Source organism: Deltaproteobacteria bacterium (assembly GCA_017302835.1).
In the GTDB taxonomy this organism is placed as follows: domain Bacteria; phylum Bdellovibrionota; class Bdellovibrionia; order Bdellovibrionales; family Bdellovibrionaceae; genus UBA2316.
Map to the genome: position 1 here is coordinate 1 of JAFLCC010000010.1, position 12,558 is coordinate 12,558.

6 protein-coding genes are annotated in these 12,558 nt (G+C 40.1%); 5 read left to right on the forward strand and 1 reads right to left on the reverse strand.

Annotated features, from left to right (window positions below):
* Positions 1-169 (reverse strand): transposase (locus tag J0M15_11690; GenBank protein MBN8537706.1); only part of this gene is annotated, 169 nt, incomplete at its 3' end.
* Positions 170-1,062: 893 nt separating this feature from the next.
* On the opposite strand from J0M15_11690, the gene J0M15_11695 reads away from it, so the two are divergent.
* From J0M15_11695 to J0M15_11715, 5 genes are all read left to right on the forward strand, one after another.
* A complete protein-coding gene (locus J0M15_11695) occupies positions 1,063-2,352 on the forward strand; it encodes a hypothetical protein (protein MBN8537707.1) in 1,290 nt (429 codons plus the stop codon).
* Positions 2,352-3,629: a hypothetical protein gene (locus tag J0M15_11700; protein ID MBN8537708.1), complete on the forward strand. Its 1,278-nt coding sequence runs from the start codon at positions 2,352-2,354 to the stop codon at positions 3,627-3,629. The genes J0M15_11695 and J0M15_11700 overlap by 1 nt, the downstream gene beginning before the upstream one ends.
* Before the next feature lie 256 nt (positions 3,630-3,885).
* On the forward strand, positions 3,886-7,350 hold the full coding sequence (locus J0M15_11705) for a S8 family serine peptidase (protein MBN8537709.1): 3,465 nt from the start codon (positions 3,886-3,888) through the stop codon (positions 7,348-7,350).
* 12 nt (positions 7,351-7,362) lie between these two features.
* On the forward strand, positions 7,363-9,822 hold the full coding sequence (locus J0M15_11710) for a hypothetical protein (GenBank protein ID MBN8537710.1): 2,460 nt from the start codon (positions 7,363-7,365) through the stop codon (positions 9,820-9,822).
* A complete protein-coding gene (locus J0M15_11715; protein ID MBN8537711.1) occupies positions 9,819-12,557 on the forward strand; it encodes an IPT/TIG domain-containing protein in 2,739 nt (912 codons plus the stop codon). The genes J0M15_11710 and J0M15_11715 overlap by 4 nt, the downstream gene beginning before the upstream one ends.
* Position 12,558: the final 1 nt, after the last annotated feature.

A 12,558-nucleotide genomic window follows, 5' to 3' on the forward strand; every position in this document is an offset into this window, starting at 1 on the left:
TGACGCATCTTTGCCTTAAACTTGTCGTAAAATTTGAGTCTATAGCATTGATAACTCCACTATTGCCGTCAGAAACGCATAAAATAGGGTCTTTAAGGCCCCGCAGCTTAAGATCTGATACAAACCTTTTTAACCCCCTATATGATGTGGACAGATTCAGTGCGAACATCTATATAGGGTGTTAAAAAGACACTTAACGTGTTCTGATCAAAAAGAAATAGAGTTTACTGCAATGTAAATGAAATTTTTCAAACTCTGAAGGCTATTGGTAGGTTATCAGATACGTCTCAAAATTAATGACTCGATCATCGCGATCTCAATGGCCGAGGTCTTTCGCATGCTATGACTCAATGCGCTCTTAGATCTATCAAACTAAGATCGTTAGAAGTTCGGAACTCCTCAGAGCGAAAAGTAAAACTGTATCAGCTTCTCAATTAGTCTTTCTTTAGAAATCCTCTGATCGTTAAAATTAGAATCGCGAGAATAGAACTTGCGATCTGAGATATGTACAATTAAAGTTTCAATTTGTGAGCCAGACTGTAGGCCGCAACTCAAGTGAAGCTATAGAGCACCGTCATGTACTGAACAGAGTATAGATGCCGAGACTGTATGTTATGAGCGAAGGCAACAGGCCAACTTCTGGAAGAGGGAGCAGCGATCCATCGGTGTCCGAGGGCGTGGCATGCAGATAATTAGTTAAGTTAGGAACTTGGGAGATCCAGGAAAGGTTAAAGGGATGTTCAAATCAAAATCGAGTTTCACAACTAGACAAGATTCATTCTTTTTCTGGAAGTCAGATGAACCCATAGTAGCAAAGAAATGTGATAATGCGCACGGAGCGAAGGGGTTCACAAAATTTGGACCGCAAACACTTAACCCAGCAGTTGATTTCTCCCCCAGAAGTGGAAAGATATTTAATTTTCTTAACTTCACATTTTATTGGTGCAGGTTTTTATGTCCATTAACTTGAAACTATATTTTGAAGAGCCCGTTGCCTTAATAGGGCACGGCGGGTTCTGTGAGGAGATTGCTCCTTCTAGAAAGAAGGGTTAGGTTTACTCGATGATTTCAATCATTTTGGAGGTCCTGCGACTTTATTTTTTTATTTGTTGGATATTTTTTTCAATTTGTTTGTCTTCTGAAATGTCGCAACCTCAATTTGAAGCCTTTCGACTCTCTGAAAAAAAAAGGAAACCCGTAGTGGCATTCTCTGGGAAAGGAATGTGGTATTGGGAAAATGTAGGAGATGGCGCTCAGGCATTAAAAGCTAAAATCGTTTTTAATTTGCCTGAATCCTTAAGATCAGCCCAAATATCAAGCCTCACCAATTCCGCATCGGTTAATGTCAAAGATAATAAATTAATACTTTTAACCGGTGATGTAATCACCTTGATTCAATTTAAACGCTCAGAAAATGATATTATTTTAATTGAGTTAAAAATTTTAGGTGATCATTGGGGAATTTGGGATAAGGGATGTGAGGAGGCAAATTTAAACATTCAAATTGAACCCGCTGTTCTTCCCTACTTTATTGGAGCTCGTTGTGTGAGTAAAACCAAGAACCCTCAACTGCAACTTAGTTTTCCCTCGACTTTGGAAGTAGAACGATCTTCCCTATTTGACAGTCAGGGAAAAGGTGAAAGCTGGAGAGTCTATGAACTGGGGAATATAGATGCTGCGGAAGGTGAAGTGGCTAGTTTGACACTTAAATATAAAGGTCAGAATTTTGAACTCAAAGTTCTTTCGACCAAAAGTGTTGAAATTCGTGGATATGCTCCAGAAGCTAAATTTGCTGTAGGATTTGGGTATGATTCTCTTAGTTTTTCAAGTACAACAATCAGCTCAAAAGAGTCGAAACCCATTTTTTTACTAAAGGGATTGCCTTATAAATTATTTTGGCGGTTTGGTTTTGGTATTGATCTTTCTACAGCTTTTTCTTTAACTCAATCAGAGAATTCAATATCATATCTTCAGATTTTGCCTTACGGCTATTTTCGAATTTATGAATCTAAGAAATTTATTTTCGAAGGACGAAGTTCTTTTGCCATATCCTCCCAGACCCACGCAGCTTCAGGTGGAGGATATCAAGTCAATCAGGTGGGAATGGGTCTTATGACGGCTATAAAATTGGGCACGAGTTGGTGGATTTCCACAGAAGTCCGAACAGATGCCATCAGCTCAAATACAATTAAGTCGCATCAATTTTATGATCTGCGCTTATTACGTGACCCTAATAAAGGAAATTTAGGTTGGGGCAGTGGAATTCAATTTCAAAGCATTAAAGTAATTGAGGCTTCTAAAGCTGATAACCTTTTTTCACAATCGATCCTCTATGGATTGGTGGTCTACTAATGAAATATTTATTTCTTTTCGGTTTCTTGCTACTTAGCTTTACATCTCGTTCTGAAAATCGCCTCCCGATTGGAAGCAAGAGTCCGACGGACTCTCCAACCTCCTGGTTATTTGAGATCAATCAAAATGGTCCGATTTCAATGCCAATCAAGAACAACTATAAATGGATACTCAATTCAGAAGGCGCTCGGATACTGCAATGGAAAGTTCTTCTCGATTCGCCATGGGACACTTTGCTGAACCAAGCCAACACAAATACTCCAGCTGCAAGTCTGCAAACCAAAGGGAAAAAAATTTTAGTTACCACCCAATCAATAAATACAAATATTAATTTTTCTATAGGTGGGCCAGCAACACTTAATTTTAAAATGATTCAGCCAAAGGTGATAGATGAAAATTGTGCTCAACTATCCATAGAGTTTCAAGCACAAGGAGCACCAGCGCCTTTTTATCTCGGGATCAGTTGTATTCAGAAAAATAATCTTGTGACATTGTACCTAAGTTTTCCAAATGATGTTGAGTTGGAGCGATCGAGTCTTTTTGAATCTGCAGGAAAAGGCGAAAACTTTCGCATTTATGACTTAAAAAAAATTACAGCAGCTCAAAGTGTTCTGGGAGTTTTTGTTTTTAACTCTAATGGAAAAAATTACACTTATCATTTACAATCATTGAAAACTGAAATTCAAGATGGAAAAATTTCTGAATCTCGTTTTACTATTTCAGCAGGTGGCGGATCAATGACGTTAAAAAGTTCTATAATTGATTTTAAAAGCACCAAACCATTTGCTGTCTTAGCTCTGAGACCACAAAGAGTTATAAATCAGTTTTTATTTGGTGTGAATTTTGAAAGCAGTATTGGAAGTCCTGATTCATCAGTGCCTAGCTCTTTGTCTTATTTTCAAGTTATGGGATATTTGGCCTATTCAAAAATGATTTCAAAAATTTGGGAACTTCAGCCAAGGTTCTATTTTGTTGTTTCCAACCAAAGTTCAGGTTCTGGTGTTGGCTATCAGACGAGTCAGATCGGCCTAGGAATTTGGAATCAATGGCAGTTAGCCAAAAGAACCAGCTTATATTTCGAAGTCATGAGTGAAGCTATTGGCTCGCCGATCATAACGAACCATGTGTACACGGAGTTAGGAATTTTTATTAGAGACTCTGGATTAAACACCGGATGGGGATTGTCCTCTCAGTTCCAATCATACACCGTTACCGATTCTCTCCAAAACATTAGAAAGTTCGGCCAAAACTTTTTTGTGGTCAAAAGATCATTTTAAAAGAAGCCTCAAAGTAGAATTGGTCGAGAATTTTAAAGACCTCCAATTCTCAAATTGATATATCTCGTTTTGATAACAGATCTTCAATTGGAAAATTTCCCGGAAATCACAAAAAATCCTCATTTATTTTGAAAAAAATCCGAAATCATACAAAAGAATAGTTTATAATTAAACAAAGCTCGATACCGAGGGGGAATCACTGAAATCAACTGATTTTCGTCATCTATTGGCATATAGAAAATCGATCCTTTTTCTAATGATATTGGGTTTGCCCCTAAGCATTTATTTTCAAAACTGTGCCCCTCAAGGACATAAAGGTGTTACACGAGTTGGAGATAATGCCGTTAAATCTCCTTTTGCTGATAAAAAAGTAGTCCTTGATTCTTCTAGTTTTTATGGAAAACCGATATCGGCCAATAATGAATCAGATCAAAATTCAATCACTACTGATGATTTTTCGTCAAACTCTTCATTTGACTCGTCTACCAATACCTTCAAATCAGAAATCTTATTGAAAAAAGATATTCGGCTTGTGGCCAAAATAAATAATTCATGTGCTCAATCCTGGTGTGCAGAAGGTCAAAACTTGGATTCCATTACCTGCCAAGCTTTTAAACAAGGAGTTTTACCACAAAAAAAGAATCGCTTTCAAATTTATGAAATTAAAAACCCTGGGGAACTCAATGAAACTCAACTGCAAGAATGGGCAGGAAAAAGCCAAGTTGATCGGCTTTGCTTAAGCGGAATTTCAGAGCTTCGGAGTTACGTGCAAAATGCCCTTTTTAACGATGCTCGGTATTCATACCAACAATTAGCCAATGATCTCATAAATTTCGAAAATGCTCAGACTTATTTTCCTTCTTCAAGTCTAGCGCGAGTTAAAGTTGGTATTATCGATTCTGGAGTTGCTGATGACGTCGACCTTACCAATGTTGTTAGTCGTGTGTCCAATAGTGCTTGGGACGCGACCCCAAACCCTCTATTTATGGGAAACGATCAAACAAAACCAAATCAATATCATGGCACTTTTGTTGCTGGAATTGTGGGAGCTATTCGAAATAATAGTAGAGGCTTTGTTGGCGTGGCGCCAAATGTTGATATTTATGCCTATGCTATTGGAAATGGTCTTGGACAAATGACAAATGCCGAAATTGCAAATGCAATTGCAGACGCGGTAGCAGATGGACTCGATGTAGTAAATATGTCTTTTGGAAATGTGGGAGGTTACTACAACGATGATCCGATGATTTCTGATGGTCTTATTGATGGTTATAATTCAAACGTTCTTTTTGTTGTGGCCGCAGGAAATAGTGGGAATAATTTAGACTCAAGACCAAGCTTTCCAGCACAGTATTCTTTTAGTATGCAAAATGTAATTACTGTTGGCGCCAGTGATACCGTAGGCAATGTCGCTTCTTTTTCAAATCGCAGTGCTACTTATGTTAATATTTTAGCACCTGGTGTATCCATCGCATCAGTCTATCCATCCAACCTCACCCCTCCCGCTGGTGGCGTTGCTATCATGGATGGAACCTCTTTTGCGGCACCTATGGTGACCGGTGCAGCAGCTTTGATGATTGGCAGTTATCGCTTCAGAAACTTAGCTCTGGACGTAGGAACCTTTAAAAAAATGCTCACTGTGGATGGAGCTAAGATCAGAAATGATTTAATCCCTTATATAAAAAACGGGGCTTTTTTAGATTTAGTTTTGTTAGGGCAAGCCATACAACAGCAGTCCACTTTGCAGCCCATAACTATTTCCCAGTCGCGCACAATAGATGCAAAAGGAAATCCTCAAATCGAACTTTCCATTTCATATAATTCATCGATTTTAGCTTCAGTATCTGCAAATTCACGAATCGGAGTTTTTGATCTTACCTCTGGTTGCAACTACTCTTCATCCTGTTTAATTCAAAGTCTTCCTTGGCCACCAACAAATGCTACCTGCGTTGGCAGCAATTGTACCTATAAAGTGATCCTAAATAGGGACCAAGTGATAACTATGATGTCATCGAAAACGGATCCTCAACAGAAACTGCCTTTGTCTGTCGCCATATACCATGTAGTTTCAGGTAAAAGTATTTATGGAGTCGATGCTGCTTCAAAAATTGACATTCGTGATCTCCCCGGAAATTTAGGTCAACCTATCATTGGAGAAGTGACAAATATTCGCATGGACATGCAGTACTTCTATATACAGGGATGGGCTTGTTTGCCTGGATCTGAAGAAGCAGTATATGTAGGTATAATAGACAAAAATAGTACAAGTGTTCTAACTGATTTTGCATATGACTACCCATATATGGTTCCCCACTCAACAATAGATGCAGATGGAGACATCAGTTGGATGGCTAATGTCAATAGTTCAAACTCTTTTAATACTGGAGTTGTTCATTCAAGAGCTTACCAGGCATCAGGTATTACTGTTTCACAGACTCAAAAAAACAGATATCCCGCTGGGCTAGAATCAAATCCCCAACTAGTCAGTTTGTGCCAGACTCTAACGGCCTCCCACGGTTTTGAACTAATTGTCCCTTTTAAACAATTGAGTTCGAATAATTTAAGCGGACAGATGTTTAAAGTTGTTGCTGGCAATACCGGACCAGTAACCCTTTCAGATGCTTCAGGTAATGTGCAATTTGAGTTTCCCGAAATTGTAAGTTCAACTACCGAAGATTCTTTTTCTATAACAAGAGATTCTCAAAATTACCAAATCAATGGCTCACTTTGTTCCCTATCGCCTTCGCCTATCGAAGTAGAAGCGTCATTTACGACCTATAATTATGTTTGGGCACTTACTAACCTCATTCCTAATATCAAGATGAGTGACGGTGGTTTTGTTTATGATAATAAGTTACTTCCAACGACATCTAAACCATTGCCAATTGAAACGGTTCAAATGGTATCCAATACAGATATGACCTTAAAATTCACGAAAGATACATTGGTTGCAACCGATTCAGACCCATTTACAAAAGCATACAAATCTTTTTCCAGCTATCCTCCCAATGCCGGAATCGGTGGACCCACAGTGGGAGGAGGAATTTCAGATGCTTCGATTCAAAATTTCGCAGCTAATATCAATTCCTATAATAAATTTTTAAGAATCGGTACTGGTGAAAACATTACCTATTATCGTCGAAATTCAAATTATATGTCTGGTCCAGCATGGGATACTTTGCAGACACTTTATCAAAATGATCGTTCTAATTTAAAACCACTTAACCCAGGAACATCTGTTGCCAACTATAAGTTTTGGGATTTTTACGATGTTGGACAGCCATTTTCTACAAACTTAGTAGCCTATGATTTTAGCGGACATTATGAAAACGTTGCGAGCTACCTCAGTTCAGCTTACCAAATCAGTTCAGCATTGCGAGAGGCAAAAAAATTTGAAACACCCCTTGCTAAAGGGACAGGATTATTGGGTCATGGGAATTTGTCGGTCAACTGGTCAGGCAGTTGTTCTTCAGGAATCAAGCATGAACTGTCCAACTATGTCATTTCAGACTATATAAAATATGCTCCTTTTTATACAACCGGCGCTTCTGGCTTTTGGATACAGGGTGGCACTCCAAATAATTATGTTGGAACAACGACTGCTTTGGCTATGCGAAACCTACCCATTACATTGCGATTTTTTCAAGATGGAAAACTCGTCTTGCATTTAGAGTCTGATTCAGGTTCTAATTTTAGACAAGTTGATTATAGTTTCAAATAGAAAGGATTTTTTTTGAAAAAAACGATTGAATTTAAACTTACAATTCGTTGTATTCTTAAGTTGATGATCGTTTTACCATCGATCATTTTGATTTCATGCACTGGTAAAGTGAATAATGAATCCAGCATCAAAAGCGCAGTTGAATCCATGGCGCAACAGAATTCAGTAACTTTAATTTCAAACTCAACCCAGGCACAAAACAAATGTGAATCTGGAAACAAGGTAGTTCTTCAAGTTGCGCTCTCATCCATAGCGAAATATTTCTGCCGAGATACCTCTAGATTAATGGATTCAATGAGGCTTGGACCTGTTTGCGACGGTGGGGCAAATATAGTTCCATTAGAAGTTGATAGAAGTGTTAAAGATTGTCATGAGCTAACTCTTTGCGGAAAAAAGTATGTTTCATCGGTTGATATAACTCAACGAATTGACGGGACATCAGTTCAGCAACTGACTTTTGATGATCTTCCTTGGGGATGCCAGGGCGGCATTGAGGCTTCTGTTGATCCGAACTTTTCAAATGGTGAAGTGCAAACGGTGTCATTGCAAGTTTTACCACCATCCTGTCCATTCTGCGAAGCTGTTAACGGTGTTACCTGTGAAACATGTATTTCAAAAAGTTCATCAGAAAATATTTTTGTCGCCGGACAATTAATTCCAAAAACTTGTTCGGGAGCAGGTTGCGCTACTTGTTTGTATCCACCTGCGAATAGCCCCTCTTCAAGCTTAAATTTAGGTACTCCAGAAAGTATAAGTCATGGTGGAACAAGAGCTTTTTATTCGACAGCAATAGCAGTGTGTGGTCAACCCTGCATGCAAGTACAACAGATTCGTGTTTGCAATAATGGAAATTGGGTTCCTGGAAATGACATTAACTTCCCAACTCAATGTCAAGAGCCTGCTTCCAATAGCTGTGTTATAACGAACAGTTTTTTCAATAGGATTTCAAATTCGGTTAAAGATACATTAGGAATTAATTCAAAACCAAATTTAAAAAAAATGGATGCCAGTGATACAGTTACTTGTTCAGATTGTCAAAGTGGAGCTTGCGGCACATGCACAACCGTAGGCGGCACTCCGGGATTTACTTTGTATTCTTCGACAACTGTCCCTTATGGATCAACATGTGAGGCCGTCAATAATTGTCAGGCCTGTTCAGGAGGTTTCTTTCAAGGTAGCACGGCTTATAAATATAAAACGTGTGCTGTTCTTTCTGCGCCTTGCAGGCAACACTTAATTAACCCCGATGTTTCCTCTGGCTCCTCAAGGGTCTTCTACAATGGCGGAAGTTGTGACCCGATTAATTTGCAATGCGTGAATGGAGTTTGGAAAGACAGTTCAGATTCGGCTATATCGCAAGCAACTGTAGAATCTTATTCCGATCAATGTGTAAGGCCTACAGACTGTGTGACTCAAGGAGGAATTTCTATTTTAAATGGAAACAGTCAGTACGTTTTTAATACAAATGAGGTTGATTCTACTGATAGCTGTTACTCATCAAGTCACTATAAGTACCTTGGATGTGCAAGCGGTGCCATTTCACCTTCGGATCCAGGAACTAGTTTTAGATATAAAGATTGCAAAACAAAAACCTGTAAAGATCCGCGAGATCCGTTAAAAACAATTAATGCGGGAGCCACCCTAAGTTATTGGTCCGTAGCAAGTGCGAATTGCTCAAGTCTTCCTGATCCTTCGACTTATTGTAATAACAATAAAGTAACGTTTACATGTGCAACAACTGGCGGAACAGCCACTATTTCACCAGCCGGTTCCACTTTACTCGCAAATTATACAAATACCAGTTGCAACATTCCAGCCTCCTGCAGCTCTTGTGTTTTCAATAAAACCGATGCCTCTAGTATTAATGTGACTGTAAACAGCACCATTAGTTTATTTAAGACAAATACTTCTAATCTATGCCAAGGCGTAGGCGCTGTTTTTAAGTGCGTAGCAGGCATTGGCAATAATCCCCCGGCGCTTTCAGATAATACTGGTGGAACGGCCAATGCGGCTGACTATCCCTATTTAAATTGCAGCCCTACTGGCGGCAATGATCAAGGAAGTCTGGGAGGCACTGGTGGAGGCACTGGGAATGATTCAGGACCTGGATCAGCTCTGAAAAAAAGATTTGGTGCCTCAGAAGGTAGTAGCGCTGGAGGTGTACTTGGCTGTGTCGACGCAGTAAATTGCCCTGCGAATTATTCTAAAGCTACACAACCCTTTGATATTTTATTCTCGCCTTGTTTATTACCTTGGGCCAATCAAGTGGGTGAAATTGAGTTTTATGGATCGTTTAATGCCTTCAGTCTTAATGGATTAAGATTAGCAACTGGAACCACGGATACAGTGTGCGTCGTAAAACCTGATCTTTGTTCAAATCACCGCCAAAGCCGAACCTGTCACTTTCCAACGATGACGGGTTCGAGGGATTTCGTGTATCCAAATTGCGTTGAAAAAGAGAGCTGCCCATGACACCAAAACCTATTAAATTATTTTTTATGCGTCAGAACATTTTGCTTTCCCTCATTTTTTCAATGTTTCTGTTTGGATGCTCCGCCAAAGTAAACACACCACAATCTGAAACGGCAAAACAACTTGAAATAAGTTATTCTAAAGCTTGTGCGACAGGAGAGTGTCCTTGCTCTTCACCATTGGGACCTATAGTCGATGGGGGATCTGCTATTGCCTATGATACTAGCGAAGTCGAATGCGGCGATACCTGTCAGCCTCGTGCAGTAAAACTAGTTTGTAAGAATGGAAATTTTGATCGTCCCATAGCTTCACTTTCTTTTTCCTGCCAAGTTAAAGCCTGTAAGGCCTGCAATGCTGGAAACAATCAAGTACCTCATGGCTATACCGTGCAAATGTATAAGTCCTCTCAAGTGACATGTGGCCAAAGTTGCGATGACAATAAGCGGGCACTAGTTTGTAAGAATGGAATATTACAAGGATCTTTATCTGGGGCTACGAGTGATGGCAAGGACAGCCAATATTCTTTTGCTAGTTGTTTGCCAAAAGCATGCAGTTGCACCATTCCTGATGGCGGAACGATGACTCTTGGTGGGATCATAACATTTTATAAAAGTGCTACAGGAACTTGCAGTGTGCCTTGCAATGATGTTAGCAACACGCATAAACGTACTTGTCTGCAAACTGGAACAGCACAGTCACCAATCTATTCTTTCAGCGGAGACCCTGATTATTCAAAATCCTTGTGCTTAGAAAAACCAGCTAATCTATGCAGCTGTTTGCTTCCAGATCAAAATAGAACACCACTCCCACACGGGCAATCACAGGATTTATTTACTACCAATACCCTTTCCAATTGTAATACCTGCGACACTATTAAAATTCGAGTATATTGTGACAGCGGAGTTCTTTATGACAAGCCTTCAACAGATAGTTCACGCATTGTCCTTGCTCCAGGTCAACTAAACTCTCATCGGTCTCTTAATTGTAACCCCGCCACATCACCAGATTGTAGAATAAATAATAATTGTATCGCTAATAATTCAAGTCAAACACTCTATGGAAAAGCGACTTTGACCTGCGCAGATACACCCAGTGATTCAACAGCACTTTTTTCTTGCTCATCAAGTAACTTGTTAAAAAATGGATTGGCCTACGATTCAAATTCTGACATCTATAGAACAACATGGCAAACTTCACCGCCTTCAAACACATGCGTTGGATGTGCTTTACCATGGGGGGGCTCTGTAGGAAGCGGTTCTACAGTTAGCCTATATAAAAGTTCAGGAATATCTTCGAATTCTTGTGGCACAGGCTGCAAACAAATACAAATGAGGTGCCAGTCTTCTGGTGACTTTACTTCCGGGGACCCAAGCATTGACGCTGATTTTAGAACCAATCGATCACTCTACTCACAAACATGTAATAATATTTGCAATCAAGAAGGTGGTGGTGCTCCACCTCGGTTTTGTTTACTTCCATGGCAAAATAGCTATGTTTCTGCTGATGCATTAATTCCCATGTGGAAAAAGAAAGTTGTTGATTACGGCGATAGTTGTCAAAATTATTTTAAGCTTGGACGATGTTTACTTTCCACTGGAACATTTGATGTAGGTCTTCAATATATTTATAAAAGTTGCACAGAAAAGCCTTTTCAAGGAGTTCGGATCAGTTCAGTAACTCCAAAATTTGTTGCAGCCAGTGGCGGATCCATAACATTAAATGGAACTGGATTTGCGGCAGGAATGCAAGTCTCAATTGATAAATCAAATTGCACTTCTATCAATGTCATAGATAGTACTCGAGCATCTTGCATAGCCCCAACAAAGACATTGGGAACCTATCAAATTTCAGTGGTAGTGGGCCCTAAAAAAGCTGTCTTACCAAATGGGCTCAGTTACTATAGTGGCTCATGCACAGCGGGTCCAGGTTTAGCAGTTTTTAATTACACTGGTTCAGATCAAACTTTTACTGTTCCTGCTGGATGTAATTCTGTTACTGTTACCGCTTGGGGCGCAGGTGGAGGAGGTCGTCAATACTATACAATCCAAGGGCTTTTGACAGCTCAAGTTGGCGGCTCTGGCGGATTTTCCAAAGGAACCTTCAGTGTCATACCTGGATCAACTCTAACCGTAGTAGTGGGAAGCGGCGGTACGGGAGGATATTATCGCGGCTCTTCTGGCGGTGGTTATTCAGGAATTTTTACAGGAAGCCATGTTGATACAACTAAGGCTGTGATAATTGCCGGTGGTGGTGGTGGCGCGGGAGACCCCTCTGGATGTAACATAGGTGGAACTGGTGGTGAAGGTGGTGGTACTAAAGGTGGTACCCATGGATCTTGCTCTGGATTAGGTGGCAGTCAATCTGCCGGAGGTATGGGTGGAGCATCCGCAAGACCAGGTACCCCTTTAAAAGGAGGAGCCATTGGTTCAACATTTACTAGTTATGGAGGCGGAGGAAATGAATCAAGTTACCAATCAGGTGGTGGTGGTGGCGGAGGATATTTTGGCGGAGGCGCAGGTTCCGAAGTTTTAGGTTTAGCTGGTTCTGGGGGGGGGGGAAGTGGATTTTTAGCTCCTGCAGTTACCAATGGAAAATCCTTAACTGGAAGCGGCCGAATGCCTCCCAATATGACGGACGTTAATTATCCGTATGGAATCGGTATTGGTGGAAATGATCCTTCTGGTGGCCGTGGCAGCGCTAATGGAGGAAATGGCTTCTTGATTATTAGTTACTAAA